This is a genomic window from Candidatus Villigracilis affinis, assembly GCF_016705895.1.
Taxonomy (GTDB): Bacteria; Chloroflexota; Anaerolineae; order Anaerolineales; family Villigracilaceae; genus Villigracilis; species Villigracilis affinis.
Window position 1 is genome coordinate 52,178 of sequence record NZ_JADJKT010000039.1, and the last position, 20,528, is coordinate 72,705.

23 protein-coding genes are annotated in these 20,528 nt (G+C 51.3%); 9 read left to right on the forward strand and 14 right to left on the reverse strand.

Annotated features, from left to right (window positions below; translation table 11 throughout):
• Position 1: 1 nt before the first annotated feature.
• From IPI86_RS21505 to IPI86_RS21515, 3 genes are read right to left on the reverse strand one after another with little or no spacing between them, the layout of a single operon-like run.
• The gene (locus IPI86_RS21505) at positions 2–736 is read right to left on the reverse strand and encodes an SURF1 family protein (protein ID WP_345300081.1); all 735 of its coding nucleotides are present in this window, start codon (positions 734–736) and stop codon (positions 2–4) included.
• Positions 708–1,223: a hypothetical protein gene (locus IPI86_RS21510; RefSeq protein WP_345300082.1), complete on the reverse strand. Its 516-nt coding sequence runs from the start codon at positions 1,221–1,223 to the stop codon at positions 708–710. Before IPI86_RS21510 ends, IPI86_RS21505 begins: the two co-directional genes overlap by 29 nt.
• 2 nt (positions 1,224–1,225) lie before the next feature.
• Positions 1,226–1,645: an SCO family protein gene (locus IPI86_RS21515; protein WP_345300083.1), complete on the reverse strand. Its 420-nt coding sequence runs from the start codon at positions 1,643–1,645 to the stop codon at positions 1,226–1,228.
• Between IPI86_RS21515 and IPI86_RS21520 the strand changes: the two genes are divergently transcribed.
• Positions 1,644–1,904, forward strand: coding sequence for a hypothetical protein (locus IPI86_RS21520; RefSeq protein WP_345300084.1), 261 nt, complete (start codon positions 1,644–1,646; stop codon positions 1,902–1,904). The genes IPI86_RS21515 and IPI86_RS21520 overlap by 2 nt on opposite strands.
• A gap of 35 nt (positions 1,905–1,939) precedes the next feature.
• Here the strand turns inward: IPI86_RS21520 and IPI86_RS21525 are convergent, their stop codons facing one another.
• The 5 genes from IPI86_RS21525 to IPI86_RS21545 form a co-directional block, all read right to left on the reverse strand.
• Positions 1,940–2,725 carry a cytochrome c oxidase subunit 3 gene (locus IPI86_RS21525; RefSeq protein WP_345300085.1) on the reverse strand — a complete coding sequence of 262 codons (786 nt, stop codon included), beginning with the start codon at positions 2,723–2,725 and terminating at the stop codon, positions 1,940–1,942.
• Between the two features lie 14 nt (positions 2,726–2,739).
• A complete protein-coding gene (locus tag IPI86_RS21530) occupies positions 2,740–4,635 on the reverse strand; it encodes a cbb3-type cytochrome c oxidase subunit I (RefSeq protein WP_345300086.1) in 1,896 nt (631 codons plus the stop codon).
• Positions 4,636–4,655: 20 nt separating this feature from the next.
• Positions 4,656–5,672 carry a cytochrome c oxidase subunit II gene (gene coxB / locus IPI86_RS21535; protein ID WP_345300087.1) on the reverse strand — a complete coding sequence of 339 codons (1,017 nt, stop codon included), beginning with the start codon at positions 5,670–5,672 and terminating at the stop codon, positions 4,656–4,658.
• Positions 5,673–5,854: 182 nt separating this feature from the next.
• A complete protein-coding gene (gene bcp, locus IPI86_RS21540) occupies positions 5,855–6,316 on the reverse strand; it encodes a thioredoxin-dependent thiol peroxidase (protein ID WP_345300088.1) in 462 nt (153 codons plus the stop codon).
• A gap of 92 nt (positions 6,317–6,408) precedes the next feature.
• The gene (locus tag IPI86_RS21545) at positions 6,409–6,807 is read right to left on the reverse strand and encodes a cytochrome c (RefSeq protein WP_345300089.1); all 399 of its coding nucleotides are present in this window, start codon (positions 6,805–6,807) and stop codon (positions 6,409–6,411) included.
• Between the two features lie 174 nt (positions 6,808–6,981).
• On the opposite strand from IPI86_RS21545, the gene IPI86_RS21550 reads away from it, so the two are divergent.
• Positions 6,982–7,479 carry a hypothetical protein gene (locus IPI86_RS21550; protein WP_345300090.1) on the forward strand — a complete coding sequence of 166 codons (498 nt, stop codon included), beginning with the start codon at positions 6,982–6,984 and terminating at the stop codon, positions 7,477–7,479.
• A gap of 50 nt (positions 7,480–7,529) precedes the next feature.
• Here the strand turns inward: IPI86_RS21550 and IPI86_RS21555 are convergent, their stop codons facing one another.
• The gene (locus tag IPI86_RS21555) at positions 7,530–7,988 is read right to left on the reverse strand and encodes a DUF4332 domain-containing protein (RefSeq protein WP_345300091.1); all 459 of its coding nucleotides are present in this window, start codon (positions 7,986–7,988) and stop codon (positions 7,530–7,532) included.
• 104 nt (positions 7,989–8,092) lie between these two features.
• On the opposite strand from IPI86_RS21555, the gene IPI86_RS21560 reads away from it, so the two are divergent.
• On the forward strand, positions 8,093–8,971 hold the full coding sequence (locus IPI86_RS21560) for a glycerophosphodiester phosphodiesterase (RefSeq protein ID WP_345300092.1): 879 nt from the start codon (positions 8,093–8,095) through the stop codon (positions 8,969–8,971).
• Between the two features lie 7 nt (positions 8,972–8,978).
• Positions 8,979–9,794, forward strand: coding sequence for a DUF1684 domain-containing protein (locus IPI86_RS21565; protein ID WP_345300093.1), 816 nt, complete (start codon positions 8,979–8,981; stop codon positions 9,792–9,794).
• Between the two features lie 60 nt (positions 9,795–9,854).
• Here the strand turns inward: IPI86_RS21565 and IPI86_RS21570 are convergent, their stop codons facing one another.
• Complete coding sequence (locus tag IPI86_RS21570; protein ID WP_345300094.1) at positions 9,855–10,412, reverse strand: nitroreductase; 558 nt, start codon at positions 10,410–10,412, stop codon at positions 9,855–9,857.
• Between the two features lie 45 nt (positions 10,413–10,457).
• On the opposite strand from IPI86_RS21570, the gene IPI86_RS21575 reads away from it, so the two are divergent.
• Both IPI86_RS21575 and IPI86_RS21580 read left to right on the forward strand, forming a co-directional pair.
• Positions 10,458–11,495 carry a histone deacetylase family protein gene (locus IPI86_RS21575; RefSeq protein WP_345300095.1) on the forward strand — a complete coding sequence of 346 codons (1,038 nt, stop codon included), beginning with the start codon at positions 10,458–10,460 and terminating at the stop codon, positions 11,493–11,495.
• Positions 11,492–12,265 carry a hypothetical protein gene (locus tag IPI86_RS21580; RefSeq protein WP_345300096.1) on the forward strand — a complete coding sequence of 258 codons (774 nt, stop codon included), beginning with the start codon at positions 11,492–11,494 and terminating at the stop codon, positions 12,263–12,265. The genes IPI86_RS21575 and IPI86_RS21580 overlap by 4 nt, the downstream gene beginning before the upstream one ends.
• A 118-nt stretch (positions 12,266–12,383) precedes the next feature.
• Here the strand turns inward: IPI86_RS21580 and IPI86_RS21585 are convergent, their stop codons facing one another.
• The 4 genes from IPI86_RS21585 to guaB form a co-directional block, all read right to left on the reverse strand.
• Positions 12,384–12,749 (reverse strand): response regulator, encoded by a 366-nt coding sequence (locus tag IPI86_RS21585; RefSeq protein WP_345300097.1) that lies wholly within the window; start codon positions 12,747–12,749, stop codon positions 12,384–12,386.
• 4 nt (positions 12,750–12,753) lie between these two features.
• The gene (locus IPI86_RS21590; protein WP_345300098.1) at positions 12,754–14,736 is read right to left on the reverse strand and encodes a molybdopterin biosynthesis protein; all 1,983 of its coding nucleotides are present in this window, start codon (positions 14,734–14,736) and stop codon (positions 12,754–12,756) included.
• A gap of 71 nt (positions 14,737–14,807) precedes the next feature.
• Positions 14,808–16,145, reverse strand: coding sequence for an aspartate aminotransferase family protein (locus IPI86_RS21595; protein ID WP_345300099.1), 1,338 nt, complete (start codon positions 16,143–16,145; stop codon positions 14,808–14,810).
• A 68-nt stretch (positions 16,146–16,213) separates the two neighbouring features.
• Complete coding sequence (gene guaB / locus IPI86_RS21600) at positions 16,214–17,653, reverse strand: IMP dehydrogenase (protein WP_345300100.1); 1,440 nt, start codon at positions 17,651–17,653, stop codon at positions 16,214–16,216.
• A gap of 254 nt (positions 17,654–17,907) precedes the next feature.
• Between guaB and IPI86_RS21605 the strand changes: the two genes are divergently transcribed.
• The 3 genes from IPI86_RS21605 (at position 17,908) to IPI86_RS21615 (ending at position 20,416) form a co-directional block, all read left to right on the forward strand.
• Positions 17,908–19,173, forward strand: coding sequence for an adenylosuccinate synthase (locus tag IPI86_RS21605; protein ID WP_345300101.1), 1,266 nt, complete (start codon positions 17,908–17,910; stop codon positions 19,171–19,173).
• A 69-nt stretch (positions 19,174–19,242) separates the two neighbouring features.
• A complete protein-coding gene (locus IPI86_RS21610) occupies positions 19,243–19,566 on the forward strand; it encodes a BrnT family toxin (protein ID WP_345300102.1) in 324 nt (107 codons plus the stop codon).
• A gap of 106 nt (positions 19,567–19,672) precedes the next feature.
• Positions 19,673–20,416, forward strand: coding sequence for a histidine phosphatase family protein (locus IPI86_RS21615; RefSeq protein ID WP_345300103.1), 744 nt, complete (start codon positions 19,673–19,675; stop codon positions 20,414–20,416).
• Positions 20,417–20,528: the final 112 nt, after the last annotated feature.

A 20,528-nucleotide genomic window follows, 5' to 3' on the forward strand; every position in this document is an offset into this window, starting at 1 on the left:
CCTACTGATCCTGTTTTCGCAAATAAAATGGATATCCTGCAAATAGAATGGTTGCGAACGCAAACCACTGCAAAGCATAACCGAAGTGTGAGCCTTCGGTCAACTCAATTATTGGTTGATATGGGATGGGCGGCACGGCATCCTCGGCATCCACATTTGGTTGAATATAAACTTCAAGGATCGGATAGGGAAACTGCGCTGACATATTCTTCACATCGAGATTATTCCACACCGCAAGGCGGGTCCCCGCCGCTGGCAGCGCATCTGCGATTCCGCCGATGGCTGGTTTGCCCTGCCCAAGCCTGATCTGCCCCGTAACCGTGACAGTGCCCAATTCATCGTATTGACGCCAGTCTTGAGGCGCGGCATTTCCGTCCGCTGGGACCCAGCCGCGATCCACCAGAACAGCTGTCCCGTTGTAAAGAAGCGGTGTGATGAGATGATACCCATATTGATCGCCAATATACTGATTCCGTATGGCGACCTGATTCTCGAAATCGTATTCGCCGGTCACGGTCACGGCGCGCCACTCCATGGAAGCGACATCTTGCGGTGTGTTCGTGTTCAAATCCAGCAATTCCGCCGCACGCATGGATTCGACTTGTGAATTAAAAGCGCGGCGCTGTTCGAGACGATCCAACTGCCAAATACCGAGGCGGATGCAAAATGCAGTGCCGAAAAAAACGAGAAAGGTTGCAACAAGCCATTTACGGCTGAACATCTTTTTGAAGATCATTTTTTGTGTTTTTCCTTGCAGGCAAAATGGATGCGTACAGGGCGATCAGCATTCCCATTGGAAGCCCCGCGAACAGAATGCCATAGATACGTGTCGAAAGCGTGAGAGGCTCACGAACATCGAAACCAACATAGTTCCCAGGCTGGAAGGAACATTCATACGCCAGGCTTTCGGGCCGACCCAGCTCAAGATGCCCCGAAGTTCCAGCGGGGATCCATAACGGGCCAAGCTGATGATCGGCTGAATCTTCGTTCTTGATGATGAGCACATCTCCGACCACGAAGATCATATCCGCAGGAAGGGTCGGCGGTTGCTCGCCGCGCGAAACAAGTTCGGCTGTACCATCTGGTATGGTGATGCTGACCACGGTGGGCTTGCGGGCTGTGAGCCCAAGAAGAAAAAATGTGACCTCATTTAACAGCAAGCCAATGACAAGCCCAATGAGCATGGACACTATAATACGTTTTATGGTTGTATTTTTTTGCATGGCTACTGATTCAACAGGATCTCGATATCGTGGGCAATGTCCTCGGGCGGGGTTTGGAAACCATAGGAAAGGCGCATGTTTCCATTCTGATCAATAAGGGTCACACGGGCGGTATGGTTGATAATGTAATTCGTTTCAGAGGTACGCTCGACAACTTCCCTGAACACTCCATAATCATCCCAGATCGGCGCAAGTTCCTCTTCTGAGCCACTCAAGCCGATAAATGACGGGGAAAAACGTTCGATATATTTTTGCATCTCTTCGGAAGTATCCCGCCCCGGGTCGACAGACACAAAAACAACCTGAACCTTGTCTGCTTGCCCATTCAGCTTTTCCATCACGACCTTCAATTCGGCAAGGGTGGTCGGGCAGACATCGGGGCAATAGGTATAACCAAAAGAACAACAGGACGATCCTGCCATGATTCGCCTGAAGTTGAAAATCGCCGCCATTCGCTTCCTTAAGAGTGAAATCGGGAGCCAGCACGAGCGGATCGGCATATGCCGTGCCACGAAAACTGGCAGGCTTAAAAAAGAACATATTCAAGGCAATTGCCAATGCCACAACGGCAAGGGAAATCAGCCCCACGAAGGTAATTTTTTTATCCATGCAACAATACTCCAAAGCCGGGTGTACCGGCCTGCCATGCTTATATCAAAAATCGGGGAATTTTTCCAATAAAAAATAATCGCCGCCTCATCGGCGGCGATTATTTTTCAGTTTACGAGCTTGCCGATCAAATATAGTGCAGGGTAGAAGAAGATCCACACCAGGTCTACAAAGTGCCAGTAAACGGCAGCAGCTTCCACGCCCCAGTGTTTTTCTTCGGAATAGACACCCTTGCGGGCATTGTTCCATACCACCAGCAGGAAGATCAAACCTGTCAACACGTGGAAGGCGTGCATGCCTGTCATCATGTAAAACACTGCGCCCATCGGGCCAACTGCAGGGTTACCGAAGCTGGCGGTCAGGCCTTCTTCAGCAGCAAGACGCCATTCCACCAGTACCACGCCGAGCAAAAAGCCCAAGCCCAGGACGAAGGTGATCAGGGTGTTGTTCATGAAGCCCTTCCTATCGCCATGAGCCATGGCAGTCTCGCCGCGATTCATGAAGAAGGAGGAGATCAAAAGAACAGCCGTCACTGCCAAGCCGAGGGTCTGGTTGAGGTGCGGACGAGTCAATCCGAGCAGGTTAATGCGGGCGGTCAACAGACCAGCAAAAACAAAAGCATCAGAAAGCAGAAACAGCCAAAGGCCAATGCGATTCGTGCCTGTTTTGTAGTCGTAGGAATGCTCATCGCCATCGCTGGCCTCGTTGAGTTTGTAAATGTGCATGAAGTAATACATAACGAGGGCCGCCTTAATGACAGCTACCACCACGAGGATGGAAACCGCATTAAAGGTAACGGCGACAAAATACTCCAAAGCGGTCAAAACAGCGAGGTAAATGAAAACCACCACGCCCTGACCGTAAGCGGCAGATTTAGTTTGTGTGTGTGACATTTCGCTCCTCCCCTTTATTGATGCTTGCCTGATTCAGGCTCAGAGAACTTGACATATGGTGAACCGCCTTCCAAACCGTAATCATACGGTTCGCTGATCACTTCAAAAGGCTGATCGTAATTGTGCACAGGCATGGGAGATGGAACCTGCCACTCTGGTGAGCGGGAATTCCAGACATTGCCTTCGGCCTTTTCACCATTCTTGATGCTGTTGAAGAAATTATAGATGAAGATGACCACGGAAAGACCGATGAGATACCCTGCAATCGTGAGGACAAGGTGTGTTGAGTCAATACCAAGCGCCGGGTCATAATCCACGATGCGGCGGCGCATGCCCAACAGACCGATGTACATCATGCCGAAGGTCAGCACGAAGAACGCGGGAGTCATTAACCAGAAATGCAGTTTGCCGAGTGTCTCGTTCATGCGGCGGCCAGTGGCCTTCGGGAACCAGTAATACAAGGCGGCAAAGAACGGGAAGACAAAGCCGCCGAAAATGGTATCGTGAAAGTGACCGACGATGAAATAGGTATCGTGCAGGTGCAAGTCGGTGGAAACAATGGCGTTCGGGGGGCCGGAGAGACCACCCATCAGGAACACAACGATACCGCCCAACACAAAGAGCATGGGGGTTGGAGTCGTGATCTTGCCGTTCCAGATCGTCGCCACCCAGGAGAAGAATTTCACACCGGTGGGGATGGCCACCAGCAGGGTGCTGTACATGAACGGAACGCGCAGGTATTCGTTCATGCCTGAGGTGAACATGTGATGCGCCCAAACCACAAAGCCGACGAGCGCGATGCCGAGGGATGACATGGCGATCCAGCGGTAGCCGAACAACGGCTTGCGGACGAACACAGGCAGCAACTCAGAGATCACACCGAGGCCGGGGAGAATAAACACGTACACAGCGGGATGGGAATAGAACCAGAACAGATGCTGGAAGAGAACGGGATTACCACCCTTGGCTGGGTCAAAAAAGCCCATGCCGAAGAGGCGCTGGAACATGACCAACTGGAAGGACAGACCGATGAATTGCGTGGCGGTCAACGCAATAAGCGAAGTGGCAATTGCGGCCCAAACAAAGATCGGCATCCGCATCGCGGTCATGCCTTTGGCGCGCATACGCAGCACGGTCACGATCACATTCAACGCGCCCAAAATGGATGACCAGCCTGCAACGAACACGCCAAGGAAGAACATCTGCATACCGACAGGGGCACGGGCAGAAAGCGGCGGGTAGCCCGTCCAGCCTGTATCGAAACCGCCGAGGAAAAGACTCGAAAGCAGCAAAACAGCACCAGGGACAGCGATCCAGAATGAAAATGCATTCAAACGCGGGAAAGCCATATCCTGTGCCCCGAGCAAAAGCGGGACAACGTAGTTGATGATACCGGAAATGCCCAGCAAAATAGACACGATCATGATCATGCCATGCAGAGACATCAAGGTATTGTAAAGCTGCGGGCCGTTCTGGCCGAACAACTTCATATCTGTGGTCAGAAATTGAAGCTGGGAAGCTGCAAGTTCCGTGCGGAAGATCAGGGCGAACAAACCGCCGATACTGATCAACGCCAAAGCCACGATGGTATATTGAATACCGATCACCTTGTGGTCGAGGGAGACATTGACATACTTCTCCCAACCTGAATGATGATCTTCGTGATGCTCAGGAGTATCGATACCGCGTGCCCACTTCATCCAGTCGCTGGTGACACCAGAACCAAACAGGAAGGAAATGGCGCCGATAAAACCACCCAGCACCCAGGCAGGCTCGGTAAAGAAAAATCGATCTGTGACACTTAACCCCATCAGTGCGCGAATGCCAGTGATAAGCCCGGCGCCCAGCAGGGTGCCGATCAACTGCCACCCCAGCCCATGCGCAAGAGCACTTGAAATGAAACGCTTCATATTAGAAATCCTCCGCCAAATTATTTCAGCGTCTTAAGATACGCGATGATGTTTGCAATCTCTTCTTCGGTCAGCACGTAGGGAGGCATGACAGATGGAGATGGGAAGCCTTCGACAATGGTCGCATTGGGGTCAAGAATCGATTGAGAGATGAAGGCTTCGTCCGCCGTAATGGTGGAACCGTCTGCAAGTTTCACATCGGAACCGAACAATCCGAACCATGTCGGACCTGTAAGCGGCGAGCCATCAATGGAGTGACAACCCACACAGCCCTTCGAAACAGTCAGAAGCTGACCTTTGCCCTCAGGAGTCTGTGCCGCGGCGGCGATCGCAATTTGCTCGGCGATCCAGGTATCATAATCGGCTTCTTCGCTCACCACAATTGCACCTTCCATATAGGCATGGGATGTGCCGCACAATTCCGCGCAGCGGACTTTGTAGCTGCCGATCAGTGTCGGGGTGATTCTGTATTCGGTCACGCGCCCAGGCACAACGTCCTGTTTGACGCGAAACTCGGGAACCCAAAATGAATGGATCACATCCGCAGATTCCATCTTAAGCAATACCTGCTTGTTTGCAGGCAAATGCAGTTCATTGCTCACAACACCATACTCGGGGTATTCGAATGTCCACGAGAATTGCTGCGCTTTGACCTTGATGACGACCGCTTCAGGATCCACGCGGCGGATCTCACCAAGAGAATAAGCCCCCATGTACGCAAAGACAACCACCAGGATCAACGGACCAACGGTCCAGCCAATTTCCAAAGCGGTGTTGCCTTCGATGTGCTGGGCATCTGTATTATCGCCCTTGCGCTTTCGAAAAACGACCAGGCTGTACGCCATCGGTGCAACGATCAAGGCAAACAGGAAGGACATGGCAATAATTTCCCAGTGCCACATACTATCGATTGTCTGTGCCTGAGCGCTTGCTGCAACAGGATTCATCTGTGTTGCAAAACCGGCAGCGTCAAGACCTACATAAGTGAGAACGGCCATTACAATGACCAAAATTCCCACGATCACAAAGTGTCGCATATGCTCTCTCCTCAAAAAATTTCAAACGGGGAAGCCCGCCCCAAACTCACCTAATTTACCAAATTTTGGTCAAATTGTCACTATTTTTTGTGGACATTGTACGCATCTTCCTTAATCGGATTCATGGTTCTGGCCGAAAAGCAGCTCCCTGTAATAGGGCGGGTGATGCGTTAAATGTCAACTTACACGCTAAATTCCTTCAACAATTCTGTGCTATGCTCGGCAGGGCGGACATTCTCATACACCTTTTTGATCATCCCCTCCCCGTCGATCAAGAAAGTTGTGCGGAGCACGCCTTCATATTCCTTGCCCATGAACTTCTTCGGTCCCCACACCCCATAAGCATCGCAAACCTTATGCTCATCATCCGCCAACAGCGGAAATTGAAGTTGAAATTTTTTCTTAAACTTCACATGCGAAGCCACATCATCGGGGCTTACACCCAGAATGACAATACCCGCCTTTTCATAAGCGGAATAATCATCGCGGAAATTACAAGCTTCCTTTGTGCAGCCCGGCGTATCATCCTTTGGATAAAAATATAAAATAACATTCCTGCCGCGAAAATCGGAAAGTTTCCGCAGGGTATTCGTATCATCGAACATTTCAAACTCGGGCGCAGGGATTCCAGACGATATTGGCATGAGTTCGGTCTCCTTTTGAATGGGCAATTATACAAGCAAATAAAAACGACATACCCCTTGCGGAGTATGTCGCCTTTGGAATTGTCTGTTCTTTACTTGAGCGTGCGGATAAAGGCAACCGCCTGCCAAATCTGATCGTCAGTGAGAACGCCCTTCCAGGCAACCATGGAAGTGCCTTCTTTACCGGTATTAATACGCCAGTACAGATAGTCGTCACCAGCCTGAGCGGCGAGTTCGGGCAGATTCTTGGGAGCAGGGTCAAGAGCCACACCTGCAGGGCCGTCACCATGGCCTTGCGGGCCGTGGCAGGATTCACAGTTGGTCTTGAACACTTCAGCCCCGGCAGCGGCGGCATCAGCACCGAGAGGGCTGGCCTTACCCGCATATTCAGCAGGAACAGGGGCCAACGTAGCCACTGCATTCGAGCCCCCGCCACAAGCCGCCAAAGCGAGCGCAGCTAAAACTAAAACAGCAAACAACACTTTCTTCATTACTACCTCCATATGTATATTTGGTTCGACAGCGGGCCGTATTATATACATTTTGTGAATTTAAGTACAGGATTTTAAAGGAACCCCCTCACCTGCCCAATCCGGATGGTTTCAACACTTGCAGAGAAGTTTGGGGTTATGAAATTAAATAAAATTCACCAAAGGAGACTGTTAATGAATGCACTAACTTTAGTACTTCGGCTAATTCACATCCTTGGAGGCGTCTTTTGGGTCGGTGCAGCATGGATGATGACTCTCTACATTGCACCGAGTGTAGGGGCAACAGGAGATTCCGGGCTGCAATTCATGCGACACATGATGGGTAAAACCAACCTGCAAAAAATGCTGATCATATCTTCAGTCTCAACGGTCATCGCTGGGACAATTTTATACGTCCGCAATCCCCCCGCATGGTTTGGATCGAACGCGGGCATCGGTTTCGGCATCGGAGCGTTCTTCGCATTCATCGGTTTCGTCTTCGGGATGTTGATCAGCCGAAACAACATGGCAATGATGCAGCTTGGCGCACAGATCAAAGGCCAGCCCACCCCCGAACAAATCGCGCAGCTTCAATTGTTCCAAAAACGCCAGCGCACATTCTCCACAATTAATATATACGCCCTGTTGGTTGCCGTTGTTTTCATGGCGATCTCGCGTTACTTATTCATCTAACCCCAAAACAAACATCTGCCCGGGAATTCCCGGGCAGATGCATAAACCTTTTATCTGGCTTTTCTTCCACCCTTTAACTCATCCTGTAAATCTTCCAGTTCATCCCACTCGCCCTTTGCGGCGAGTTTCGCCTGAGCGATCCACCCCTCGGAATTCATCATTTGGAAGCCAGCCGAGTTAAGGGTTTTCTGCAAATCGGCAGCCTTTGCACGGGCAAGGTCATCAAAGGTTGTGATCCCCGCCTCGTTCAGGACTTTTGCAACCTTCGGACCAATTCCCTCGATCTTTACCAGGTCATCGGCTTTCTTCTTCCCTCTCGGCGCCTCACGCGGACCTGCTGGCTGGCTCTGTTTCTTTGAGCCTTCCGGCCACCCGAAAATGATAATCATGACAAAGAAAGCGATCCCAATGTACAACAGCCATGACAGGGACGTGTCAGGCCCTTGCCCACCTTCAGATAACAACCGCAACGCAAGCATATCCGCCTCCAAAATTTTATTTTCAGCCATCCACAGAACCGAATCCGCGAACAGGATTTGCTACTTATAAGTGAAAAGGCCAAGCATGTCAATTCTGAGGGTAAAATAGCGCACACTTATTTCGGAGCACATTGATGAAACCAAAAACCTGGCAAAAAGTCCTGGGCATTCTGTTGATCGTCGCCGCCCTCATCCGCATCACCTCCAAACCCGCAATGGACCATCCCTATTACGCCGCAGACCTGAATTATCCCCTTGTCATCGCCCACCAGGGCGGAGATGGCCTCTGGCCCGGCGACACCATGTTCGCCTTCCAAAATGCCGCTGACCTCGGCGTGGACGTACTCGAAATGGACGTCCACATCACCAAAGACGGTATCCTTGTCCTCATGCACGATGAAACCGTGGATAGAACAACAAACGGCACAGGCGAAATCGAATCCATGACATTGGATGAACTCAAGCAACTCGACGCAGGCTACGATTGGACTCTCGACGAAGGTGCCACTTTCCCCTTCCGTGGACAGGGCGTCACAGTCCCCACCATGGAAGAGGTCTTCACCGCTTTTCCAGACAAGCATATGACCATCGAGATCAAAAAGACAAATGCTTCGATGGCAAAACCATTCTGTGAATTAATCCGTAAATACAACATGGAAGACAAGGTCTTGATCGCCTCGTTCCACGACGATAGGCTTGTTGAATTCCGCGAAGAATGTCCCGAGGTGGCTACCTCCAGCGCAAAAAATGAGACGACGGTTTTCGTCCTGCTTACCAAGCCATTTCTCGGCAGTTTTTACTCGCCGAAATTTTTCTCCCTGCAAGTGCCCGAAGAATCTGGCGGCATCACTGTGATGACACCCGCCTTTGTAAAAGCCGCTCACGAACGCAACCTCGCCGTTGAACCGTGGACCATCAACGATGAAGAAACCATGAAAAAACTCATTGCCTGGGGCGTGGATGGTCTCATCACCGACAGGCCAGATATTATGATGAAAGTATTGGGAAGGTAAATCTGCAATGACATCCTACGAAGACAGCATCAAAAATCATCGCGCCCAACGAGACGAAAAAACAGCAGCAAACCCATTGCACTGGTTAAATCTGGCGGGTTTATTCTGGCTTGAAAAAGGCGGAAACTCATTTGGAAGCGCCGAGGGAAGCAATATCTGCCTGCCCGCTTTCCCAAATTCCCATTGCGGTTCCCTCCATCTCGAAAATGGAATCGTCACATTGCATCCCGTTGAAGGGATCAAGATCACCGTAAACGGAAAGGCCCCCAAGGATGGTCCGTTGCACACGGACCGCGAGAAAGACCCGGATTTGATCAGCATTGGATCGCTGACCATGAAGATCATCATCCGCGGCGGCGAACCGCTGATACGAATTTGGGACAGGGAATCTTCTGCGCTCAAAGACTTCAACGGTTTTCATTATTACCCGCCTAAACCTGAATATCGCGTCGTGGCAAAATACGTCCGTTATGACCCACCGAAGCCGATCAAAGTGACGGAGGTCATTGGCACTGAAATTGAAAGCGCCTTGCTGGGTCAGGCGCAATTCACATTGAACGGAGTTGAATATACGCTGGAAGCCGAAAAAAGCGGCGACGAATTACTCTTCAATTTCACCGACGGTACGAACAAAGACACCACCTACGGCGGCGGGCGAAAGTTCTACCTGCCCATCCCCAAGGGAGATGAGATCGTCCTCGATTTCAATCTCACCGAAAACTGGCCCTGCGCTTATACACCCTTTGCCACCTGTCCCATCCCCCTCCAAGAAAATCGCCTGCCAATCAAGATCGAGGCAGGTGAATTGAAATATCACGATTAATCAAAAGAGAGTAATGAGGTTCGCCTCATTACTCTCTTTTTCGTCTTTCTTCTTTCTTTTTCACTCCATCCAAACCGTTCGATCTTCAAATCCAATGCGGGCGTATGGTTCGGGTGTCACATCGGGATATCCTACATAAATAAAGCCAACAATATACTGGTCTGGAGCAAAGCCTAAAAACTCCTTTACCTTCGCATCGCGTGCCCATTCACCCGTTTTCCATTTTGCACCCAGCCCCAGCGCATGCGCCGCAAGCAAAATATTCTGGCACGCCGCCGAAGCCGCAGAGAGGTTTTCAATTTCTAGAATCTTCGGCTCGGTGGGCTTATCCACACCCACAGCAATGACCACGGGCGCGGTCAGCGGAGTCGAACGGGGTTTTGCCAATGCCTCTTGCGGCAGACCAGGATTACGGTCCAGAAAAGAAGCGGCCATTACATCGCCCAAATTTTTACGTCCATCTCCAGTCAGCACTATAAAACGCCAGGGTCTTACCCTATGATGATTGGGCGCTTGCGCGCCTGCGCTTAAAAGTTTTTCGATCACCTCGCGCGGCAGGGCATCCTGTTTTAATTTTCCGATCGTCAATCTTCCATGAATTGCTTCGAATAGTTCCATCGTTCCTCCGTCATCCATGACGCTTGCGGGTAAAATTGTCTTACCATGAAAATTTTCTACTCCGAAGAACATCGCAAACATTATCCGCCTTTCGAAGTTTTCGACGGCGGAAAGCGTGTGCAATATTATGAAAACCCCGACCGCATGGACAGGATTTTAGCGGCGCTCAAAAAAACGGATTGGGCAGAATTGACCGAGCCAAAGGATTTTGGACTCGACCCGATCATCGCCGTGCACGATGGAGATTATGTTCAATTCCTCGCCTCAGCATGGACCGAGTGGCTGGCCTCTGATCCTCAAGTTGCGGCTTCGCCCGAACAAAATGCATTTTTACCAGCCACCTTTGCATTGCGGCGCAAGACTCGCATTCCAAGCTCCCTGCTTGGCAAGGCTGGCTATTACATCATGGATCTATCCGCCTGTATCGTGGAGGCGACATATAAAGCCACACTCGCCTCTGCGAATTGCGCTCTAAGCGCCGCATCTTCATCCTTCAGCCTGCATAATTCATCCTTTGCATTGTGCCGTCCGCCCGGCCATCACGCTGGCAAAGATTATGCTGGCGGATATTGCTTCATCAATAACGCCTCGGTTGCGGCGAACTGGCTTTCTCAAAAAGGAAGGGTGGCCTTGCTCGATATCGACTATCACGCAGGCAACGGCACACAGGATATTTTTTACGAACGAAATGATGTGCTGACCATCTCGATCCACGGCGATCCTGATTTTGAATATCCCCACTACATCGGCTTTGCTGATGAGACTGGCGCGGGTGCAGGGCTCGGCTTTCACAGAAACTTCCCGCTACCCAAAGACACCGATGATACAGGCTATCTCGCCGCATTGGACGAAGCCCTGACAATGATCCGAAACTTCAGCCCGCAGTACCTCGTCCTCTCCACAGGCATGGACACATTCGACGGCGACCCGCTCGGCACATTCCATGTCACACAAAACGGATTCAGCGAAATCGGAAAACGGATTTTTGATCTCAACCTGCCCACTACCATTATCATGGAGGGTGGCTACGCAAATGAAGCCCTTGGAAATAATATCGTCACTTTACTGGAGAGGTTCAAATGAAAAAAACATTATTGGGTCATCTTTTCCTCGTGCTCGCCATTCTTGCTTGTGGACTGCCATCGCAAATGCCGACAGCCACCCCACTCCCACCCACTTCAACAGAAACTCCCGACTTCACGAATACGCCAGAATTTACAGCCACCCCGCTGGCGACATTAACTTCAACCATCACGCTCACTCCGACGACCACATTCACACCCACCATTACCGCCACGCCGACGTTCTCCTTTCCCTCAATCACGGTCAACAAGCAGGCGCATTGCCGCTATGGACCATCGGTTGCATTTCTGCACGCTGCCGACTTATACCCCGGCGATACCGGCTACGTGGATGGAAGATATGAATACAGCTCATGGCTACACGTAAAGTTTGATAAGTTGAAATACTACTGCTGGGTCGCGCCCTCGGTTGTAGATGTGGTTGGAGATATCAGCACCTTGTATTACAACGAGCCTGATTTGCAATCCGTCGGCTACAGCAATTACGCCCCGCCTGAAAATATCACCGCCGTCCGCAATGGTGATGAAGTGACGATCAGTTGGAACCAGGTCGAGATGACAACCGATCACGATCGCGGCTACCTCATCATTGCCTTTGTCTGTCAGAATGGCGCGTACCTATGGTGGACATTTTCCTACCCCGATCAATTCACGACCAGTTACACCGTACAAGATGAAGCAGGCTGTCCGCTCCCATCTGAGGGCGTGCTTTATACCGTTGAAAAACACGGCTTCTCAAAGCCCGCCCAAATTCCCTGGCCTGCGCCTTAGTTCGAAACATATGATCAGCCTCAAATTTAGTTGGGGCGCAGAAAAGGGATTAAAAAAAGACTCACCCTAAAAATTAATTTCGGGGTGAGTCCTGTGGTTTATCAGAACGGTCCTGGTATTAAACGATCTCTGCCTTCTTGAATGCACTCTCTAAAGCATCGAGTGTGGCGGGCTTAATCACGATCGCCTGGGCACCGCCCTTCATCACCCGCTGACGGGTCTCAGGCTGGTCATCCGATGTGATGATGACCACGGGTACTTTCTTCAAGCGCGGTTCACGGCGCAAAAATGCGAGCACTTCTGTTCCGTCCACGCCGGGCATGTTGATATCAAGGCAGATAAAACGGGGTACAAACCTGCCCAACATCGACATTGCGGGGCTTGAGCCATATGCAACGCGGGCGGGCAAATCCAACACCTCCAACATCTGTTGAAGGGCATCTGCTGTTTGTCTGTTATCGTCGATGATCAATCCGTCTTCCATGAAGTTAGTCCTCCAGAATTATTCTACCCATTACGTTTACATCATAGCCTGTTAATTTCGATACAGAATTTCGAAAAACAGGATCAGTCAAAAGGTCAAAGAGAGGCGCGAGCAATTCGCTTTCGGCAAACCCCTTCGGGATAACCAAATCATATCGCTCCTGAAACAGCGGCACAAAATCCAGATCCAAAGCCTGGGCAGCGGCGGCGATGCCAAGTCCGCAATCAGCGCGGCCCGATGCAACCGCAGCCGCAACTCCAAGATGGGTGTATTCTTCCTGAGTATAACCAGAGATGGATTCGGCGGACATCCCCTTTAAGTTTAGATGATAATCCAACAGGACGCGCGTACCTGCTCCGCGCTGTCGGTTCACAAACTGGACCTCACGCCTGCTCAGATCCTCCAGGCTTTTGACTCCCTTTGGGTTTCCCTGCTTAACGATCAACCCCTGGTCGCGCCCCACCAGGGCAACTACTTTCACTGGGATATTCGGCATATACTGGCGGATATAGGAAATGTTGTATGAGCCGTCATTTGGGTCGAGTAAATGCGAGCCAGCCATGTGGGCTTCGCCACGTCGCAATGCAACCAACCCGCCCTGCGAGCCAACATTCGCCGAAGCCAATCTGCGATCATGCTCAGCTAGGAATTGCGCGAGCAAATCCAATGTCATATCATGCGAGCCGATGCAGAAGATCGTCTTTTCGATCTGCGCTCTGCTGCGATACAAATGCACTTTGACAGCCTCTCCCGCCTCCATGCCCTGCACGCCGCTGGGGATCAAAGCCAATCCATCCGCCTGCACAAGGGACGTGATGACTCCCGCTCCACGCGACAGAGGCGCGGCGAGAAGTTTATCGCCCACCTTCCCCACCGCCACGCGGACATAATCATCATCACCCGCCGGGGAGACAAGTTTGCGCGTGAGGGTCGCCATCTCGGTCGGCAATTCAAGCGGAGGACGGCCCAACCATTTGGCGATCAACGCCTCGACAAAGATATCCACTGTGAGAGCGGCAGAGACGGGATAACCAGGAACGCCAATGATAGGGATTCGTTTATCTGCATTCTCATCCCTAATCCCTAATTTCTTATCAATCGTTCCAAGAATTACAGGGTGCCCCGGTCTCACCGCAACACCATGCACCAAAAGCGTGCCGAGTTTTTCAACAACCTTTGACGAGAAATCTTCCGCACCTGCGGAGGAACCTGCATTGAGCAATACAAGGTCATGAGTTTGCGCGGCTTCGGACACGCGTTCACAAATAAGATCAAAGTCATCTTTCGTGATCGGGTAACGGGTTGGTTCGCCGCCCATTTGTTTGATCTGCGCCGCAAGCACAAGGGAGTTGTATTCGAGGATATCTCCCGATTTTAGTTTGGATCCGATCGGGACGAGTTCAGTGCCTGTTGGCAAAATGGCAACTTTCGGCTTAAGCGCGACGCGAATCGTTTGATGTCCAGATGCGGCGATCGCACCTAAATCTGCAGGTCGAAGCGAATGTCCAGCGGGTAAAACAAGCTGGGTCGCAACGATATCCTCCCCCAATGGGCGCACATGACTCCACGGTGCAACAGCAGCGCGAATGCGAATAGTTCTCGGTTTGCGAATCTCTTTGGTGACCTGGTCGTTCTCGTCGAGTGATTCAACATTCTCGATCGGGATGACTGCGTTCGCCCATTCAGGAAGCGGATCGCCCGTATCCACGTATTGCGCCTCGGGGCCGATGTACAACGTGACAGGCACAGAAGGCATCGCGCCATGAGTCGAGATCGCGCGGAGGGCAAAGCCATCCATCGCGGAGGCGTGATAATGCGGCGAAGAAATCTCAGCCCAGATCGGTTCAGCAGTGACCCGCCCCAGCGCGTTTTCATCGAGCGGAATCGATTCAACGCCGAGCACACGCCAGAGATTCGCATCTTGCAACGCTTCTCTTAATCGCGCCCGAGCCTGGGAAAGGGGAATATCGTGAAGGTAGACAGACATGGCAAATCGAAAGTTTAAGGTTGAAGGTTACAAGTTGAAAGAAAAATCTTCAACCTGTAACTTGTAACCTTTTACGCAGTCGCATCCATTGCAGCGCCGAGGCGTTTGATGATCTCATCCACTTCGTCTTCATTGATCGAAAGCGGAGGTGAGAACGCCAGCGTATTTCCAAGCGGACGGGTGCGAAGCCCGCGCTCCTGTGCGGCTTTGAATATCTGCATCGTGCGGACGGGGTCGGGAGTTCGGGCGTCTTTGTCTGAAACGATTTCCACGCCGCAGACCAGTCCAATTCCGCGAACATCTCCCACGAAGGAAAATTCCTTCATGGTCTGCAAACCATCGAGCAGGCGTTTACCCAATTCACGGGCACGCTTCGGGAAATCTTCGCGTTCCATGATCTCGATGTTCTTCAAACCAACAGCACATGCCATGGCATGACCCGAGTAGGTATAGCCATGCATGTAAGCTTCGGTATCCGCTGCCGATTCCATCGTCTCGCGGATCTCATCCGAAATCTGGATGCCGCCCAATTGAGCATATCCGCTGGTGACGGCTTTGGCAAAGGAAAGAATATCAGGTTTGACATTCCAATGCTTGAGCGCGAACCATTCCCCCGTGCGGCCAAAGCCAGTGATGACTTCGTCGGCAATGAACAGAACTTCGTATTTATCGCAAATCTGGCGAATGAGCGGGAAATAGTCAGCGGGAGGGACGATCACACCGCCTACGCCCATCACAGGTTCAGCGATGAACGCCGATACAGTATCCGCACCTTCGCGCAGGATGGCTTCTTCCAATTCACGCGCCGCAGCCTGACCAACGGTCTCACCTGCCTTCAACTGCCCCTCGTACCGATACGGATTCGGCGCCGGGATATGGACAAATCCCTCCATTGCAGGGCCGAACATGGTGTGATATTTTTCGAGGCCTGTTGCAAATGTGGCGGCAAGCGTAATGCCGTGATACGAACCCTTGCGGGCAATCACCTTGTATTTACCTGGCTTGCCTTTTCGCTTCCAATAATAGCGCGCGGTCTTGAATGCGGAATCATTTGCTTCCGACCCACCCGAAGTGAAAAGCGTTGTATTCAAGCCTTCATAGGCAAAACCAGCGAGTTTATCAGCCAACGTAATGGAAGGCAGGTTGGTCATGCCAGAGAAATTGGAGGTGAATGACATCACCTTCATCTGGTCGTAGGCGGCTTTCGCCAATTCCTCCCGCCCGTACCCCGCGTTGACATTCCACAGCCCCGCCATGCCATCGAGGACTTTTTGCCCATCAGTGGTATACAACCACACCCCATCCCCACGCTCGATCACAAGCGGATTGGCATGTGATTTGGGATGATAGGTTGGATGCAACTGCTTTTTGTCTTTCTCGATCCAATTCTGTGTTTCCTGGTTTGTCATATTTGCCTCCAAATTTAGTTGAAAGGTTGGAAGGTCTTCAGGTTGAAACGTTCAAACCTGCCAACTATCTAACCCAATACTTCCACATCATGCGGACCAGATTCCTTGAGTCCCGCTCCGGTCATCCGCACGAAAATTGCCTTCTTCTGAAATTCTTCAAAATTGTGCGCACCACTGTAGCTCATGCCTGATTGTAAACCACCAACCAATTGGGTGAGCACTTCCCTTGCCTTGCCACGATACGGAACGGCGGCTTCCACACCTTCGGCCACATATTCTTCGATCTCCTCTTGAGTGAGGTCGTTACCTTCCTTGCGGTTGCGGTCAATGTTTGCCTCGCGCGAGGCCATACCGCGGGAAGCCTTGTAACGATGACCACGGCGGGTCATGATCATGCCTGGGCTTTCGTCTGTGCCTGCGAGCATTGAGCCGATCATTACAGTCTGCGCGCCTGCAGCAATGGCTTTCGCCACATCACCAGGCTGACGGATACCGCCATCTGCAATAATTGGAATGCCTGCATCACGCGCGGCTTCGGCACACTCGATCACAGCAGTGAGCTGCGGAACCCCCGACCCAGCCACGATGCGTGTGACACAAATCGAGCCAGGGCCAACACCAACTTTCACTGCATCCACACCTGCGTCAATCAATCGTTTCGTGCCATCACTCGTTGCCACATTTCCGCCGATGATCTGAATCTTCGGAAAATGCTTGCGGATATTCTGGATCATATCAATTTCAAGATGCGAATCACCGTGGGCAATATCCACCACGATGCAATCTGCACCTGCCTGCAAGGCGGCTTCTACGCGGCGCATTTCCTTGTCACGCACGCCCACCGCCGCGCCGACGATCAATCGTCCGCGTGAATCTTTTGTGGCTTTCGGATATTGCGTGATCTTCATAATATCTTTCAACGTAACGAGGCCAGCCACACGTCCATCTGTGTTGACAAGCGGAAGTTTTTCGATGCGGTGTTCATGCAGTAACTTCTCGGCATCCTTCAGCGTAATGTCGGGGGCGGCCGTGATCACCTTTTTCTGCATCAATTCGGTGACGGATTTTTTGTCGTCGTTTTCGAACAGCAGGTCACGCGTGGTGACAATGCCAACGAGTCTTTCATCCGTGTCCAGAATCAAAATGCCGCCCGCGCCAGTTTCATCCACAAGCTTTTTGATGTCGCCAACAGTGTGGGCTACGGTCATCGAGATCGGGTTATCCACAATAAACGATTCGGCTTTCTTCACACGCTGAATCTGCCGCGCCTGCTCATCGATCGAAAGAAAACGGTGGATGATGCCAATGCCGCCTTCACGCGCCATCGCAATCGCCATTTCGCTTTCCGTCACCACGTCCATATTTGCGGAAACAATGGGGATTTGCAGCGTGATTTCCTTCGTCAACTTCGTTAGCGTGGAAAGCTTGCGGCGCGAATCCACGGCGGAGTATTGCGGCACAAGTAAAACGTCATCATAGGTCAAGGCAGTATCCTGCAAAATCTTCATAATTGGCTCCTCTGCTCCAAAATCAAACCGCCCGAATTATAATGCTTCAAGATGATTCTATTGGATGTAAACCCGCCTCGCCCTTAACCGAGGGCTGGTCATTTCAAAACAAGCTGAGTCAGCGTTTTGACAGTAGCGACATCTTCCCAGCCGAAAAAAATGCACTCGAAACAGAATCAAGATACAGATTAAGTGCGAAGCGCTATTTCAGTGTGAAAAATGCTCAAGCGTTGGAATTCAAACAAGGAGATAACATGACAGTAACAGCAGTGATCGGGTCGCAGTGGGGTGACGAAGGCAAGGGCAAGGTGGTGGATTATCTTGCAGAGCAGGTGGATTATGTGGCACGGTTCAACGGCGGGAATAATGCGGGACATACGGTCATCAATGAGTTTGGGACGTTCAAGATTCATTTGGTGCCTTCAGGAATTTTTGCAAAAAATACGGTCGGTTTGATCGGCGGCGGTGTGGTGATCGACCCTGCAGTGTTGATCGAAGAAATTGAAATGCTCAACAAAGCTGGCGTAGGCGTGGACGGTCGTTTTTGGATCTCGCCGCGTTCGCATTTGATCATGCCGTATCACAAAATTTTGGATGGCCTGTACGAAGAAGCAAAAGGCGCAGGCGCAACAGGCACAACCCGCCGAGGCATCGGCCCGGTGTTCGCAGACAAGGTCAGCTACAACGGAATCCGCTGGACGGATTTTACAAGCGATGTGTTTGAGAACCGCTTGAAAGTGCAATTGGAATTGAAAAATAAGATCATCGTCGCATTGGGCGGCGAAGTCTTGAACTACGAAAGCGTGCGCGATGAATATCGCGGATATTATTTGAAACTAAAACCCTACATCAAGGAATTGTTTTCACTGGTGCAGGACGGTTTGAAGGCGAACAAACATTTTCTGCTCGAACAAGCGATGGGCACGTTTTTAGATACTGATTGGGGAACCTATCCGTTCGTGACCGCTTCGACAACGATTCCATCGGCGGCTTCGGCTGGGCTGGGAATTCCGCCGCGCTATATTACGAATGTGGTCGGCGTGACGAAAGCCTACACCACACGAGTCGGCGCGGGACCATTGCCAACCGAAATTCTCGATACCAAAAGCGCAGAGTACGAACAATTCGGCGAAGTCGCCGCAACCACAGGGCGAATCCGCCGCGTGGGCTGGCTTGATCTGGAAATTGTGAAAACCGCCGCCCAACTCAGCGGCGTGACCGAACTCTGCCTGACCAAATTAGACACGCTCAGCGGATTGGAAAATTTACAAGTCTGTGTCGGCTACAAGATGAATGGAGTCGATGTCCGCTATGCGGATGTGGATGCCTATGGGCTGGATAAAGTGGAAAAGATTTATCAAACCGTTGCAGGCTGGAAGGAAGATATCAGCAAGGCGAGATCGTTTGAGGCTTTGCCAGTGAATGCGCAAAATTATGTGAAGATGATTGAAGAGGCTTCGGGAGTCCCAGTGAAGTGGATCGGGGTGGGACCTGAAAGGGATGCAACGATACGAAGATAGAAAATCAAATGACAGTCACCCACGAGGTGGCTGTCATTTTTTATAAGCGCGTATGCTATACTCGCCCGCATGGCAAAACACAAACCAAAACCAATCAAATTCAGTTGGGATCCTGAAAGAGCAGAAAAGAACGAATCCAAATATGGGGTCAGTTTCGATGAGGCTGTCACCATCTTCAAAGACCCCGTCGCGATGTATTTCGACGACCTCGAACACTCGCAAAAGGAAAAGCGCGAGTATGTCATTGGCAGGTCGATGCCCCGCGAAAGGCTGTTGACTTGCGTGTTCGAAAGGACCGAGGGCGGCATCCGCATCATCACCGCCCGCATCTCCACACACAGAGAGCGGCACGATTACGACGACAACTCGGAAATCGAATATCAAATACAGTAAAATTCAGTCCCCGCCATATGACGGGGATTTTCATGCATCAATGAGAAAATTAAAAACGTAACCGCCCGCTTTGCGAGGTGGCAATTTTTTGCACAAGGAAAAAGCCATGCAACTCTATTTCATCCGTCACGGACAATCCATCAACAACGTAAACTGGAATAATCCCGATTACGTGGAAAACCCCGACCCCTATCTCACTGAGATCGGGCTTGAACAGGCGCAGGTTCTTGCAGCTTATTTAAAAGAAAGACACCCCATTACTGACACAAGCTCATGGAACAATCAAAATCAATTCGGCTTTGGGTTCACTCACATCTACACCAGCCTGATGGAACGCGCCGCCAATACAGCCGTGCCTACAGCCCGCGCATTGGGTATCCCATTAACAGCCTGGGTGGATATCCACGAAGAAGGCGGAATCTACGCTCGCGAAAAGGACGAACGCTTTCAAGGCCTATCGGGCAAGCCGCGCTCCTATTTTGAGCAGAACCATCCCGAACTGAAACTCCCCGATGGCTATGACGAATCGGGCTGGTGGAATCGTCCCTTCGAATCAGAAGAAGAACGTCAGCCCCGCGCCGACAAAGTCCTCGCCGAGTTGCTTGCCCGCCACGGCGACAAGGACGGCCAACCTGAGGAACGCATCGCCTTCGTCAGCCACGGCGGGTTTTTCGTCCGTTTGCTTTCGGCCATGCTGAAACTCCCCTGGCGGCAGGGCGCCCATGACATGAAATCCTGGTTTATTCTCAACAACTGCTCGATCAGCCGCTTCGACTTTCACAAAGGCGAGATCGTAATCAACTATCTCAACCGCACCGAACACTTGCCCGCACACTTGATCACAGCGTAGATGGCGGATCGTTCTTATATAAAGGTATTGTAAAGAAACCAGAAACCGAATTGACGCCCCGAACTCCACCGATTAATATGCGTGCTGTCAATTGATTGAAATCGAACTCAAG

What these genes read in the sequence shown, in the direction of transcription:
- IPI86_RS21505 (WP_345300081.1), bottom strand. Translation starts at nt 736, where the DNA reads ATGATCTTCAAAAAGATGTTCAGCCGTAAATGGCTTGTTGCAACCTTT.
- IPI86_RS21510 (WP_345300082.1), bottom strand. Translation starts at nt 1,223, where the DNA reads ATGCAAAAAAATACAACCATAAAACGTATTATAGTGTCCATGCTCATT.
- IPI86_RS21520 (WP_345300084.1), top strand. Translation starts at nt 1,644, where the DNA reads ATGATTCGCCTGAAGTTGAAAATCGCCGCCATTCGCTTCCTTAAGAGT.
- IPI86_RS21515 (WP_345300083.1), bottom strand. Translation starts at nt 1,645, where the DNA reads ATGGCAGGATCGTCCTGTTGTTCTTTTGGTTATACCTATTGCCCCGAT.
- IPI86_RS21525 (WP_345300085.1), bottom strand. Translation starts at nt 2,725, where the DNA reads ATGTCACACACACAAACTAAATCTGCCGCTTACGGTCAGGGCGTGGTG.
- IPI86_RS21530 (WP_345300086.1), bottom strand. Translation starts at nt 4,635, where the DNA reads ATGAAGCGTTTCATTTCAAGTGCTCTTGCGCATGGGCTGGGGTGGCAG.
- coxB (WP_345300087.1), bottom strand. Translation starts at nt 5,672, where the DNA reads ATGCGACACTTTGTGATCGTGGGAATTTTGGTCATTGTAATGGCCGTT.
- bcp (WP_345300088.1), bottom strand. Translation starts at nt 6,316, where the DNA reads ATGCCAATATCGTCTGGAATCCCTGCGCCCGAGTTTGAAATGTTCGAT.
- IPI86_RS21545 (WP_345300089.1), bottom strand. Translation starts at nt 6,807, where the DNA reads ATGAAGAAAGTGTTGTTTGCTGTTTTAGTTTTAGCTGCGCTCGCTTTG.
- IPI86_RS21550 (WP_345300090.1), top strand. Translation starts at nt 6,982, where the DNA reads ATGAATGCACTAACTTTAGTACTTCGGCTAATTCACATCCTTGGAGGC.
- IPI86_RS21555 (WP_345300091.1), bottom strand. Translation starts at nt 7,988, where the DNA reads ATGGCTGAAAATAAAATTTTGGAGGCGGATATGCTTGCGTTGCGGTTG.
- IPI86_RS21560 (WP_345300092.1), top strand. Translation starts at nt 8,093, where the DNA reads ATGAAACCAAAAACCTGGCAAAAAGTCCTGGGCATTCTGTTGATCGTC.
- IPI86_RS21565 (WP_345300093.1), top strand. Translation starts at nt 8,979, where the DNA reads ATGACATCCTACGAAGACAGCATCAAAAATCATCGCGCCCAACGAGAC.
- IPI86_RS21570 (WP_345300094.1), bottom strand. Translation starts at nt 10,412, where the DNA reads ATGGAACTATTCGAAGCAATTCATGGAAGATTGACGATCGGAAAATTA.
- IPI86_RS21575 (WP_345300095.1), top strand. Translation starts at nt 10,458, where the DNA reads ATGAAAATTTTCTACTCCGAAGAACATCGCAAACATTATCCGCCTTTC.
- IPI86_RS21580 (WP_345300096.1), top strand. Translation starts at nt 11,492, where the DNA reads ATGAAAAAAACATTATTGGGTCATCTTTTCCTCGTGCTCGCCATTCTT.
- IPI86_RS21585 (WP_345300097.1), bottom strand. Translation starts at nt 12,749, where the DNA reads ATGGAAGACGGATTGATCATCGACGATAACAGACAAACAGCAGATGCC.
- IPI86_RS21590 (WP_345300098.1), bottom strand. Translation starts at nt 14,736, where the DNA reads ATGTCTGTCTACCTTCACGATATTCCCCTTTCCCAGGCTCGGGCGCGA.
- IPI86_RS21595 (WP_345300099.1), bottom strand. Translation starts at nt 16,145, where the DNA reads ATGACAAACCAGGAAACACAGAATTGGATCGAGAAAGACAAAAAGCAG.
- guaB (WP_345300100.1), bottom strand. Translation starts at nt 17,653, where the DNA reads ATGAAGATTTTGCAGGATACTGCCTTGACCTATGATGACGTTTTACTT.
- IPI86_RS21605 (WP_345300101.1), top strand. Translation starts at nt 17,908, where the DNA reads ATGACAGTAACAGCAGTGATCGGGTCGCAGTGGGGTGACGAAGGCAAG.
- IPI86_RS21610 (WP_345300102.1), top strand. Translation starts at nt 19,243, where the DNA reads ATGGCAAAACACAAACCAAAACCAATCAAATTCAGTTGGGATCCTGAA.
- IPI86_RS21615 (WP_345300103.1), top strand. Translation starts at nt 19,673, where the DNA reads ATGCAACTCTATTTCATCCGTCACGGACAATCCATCAACAACGTAAAC.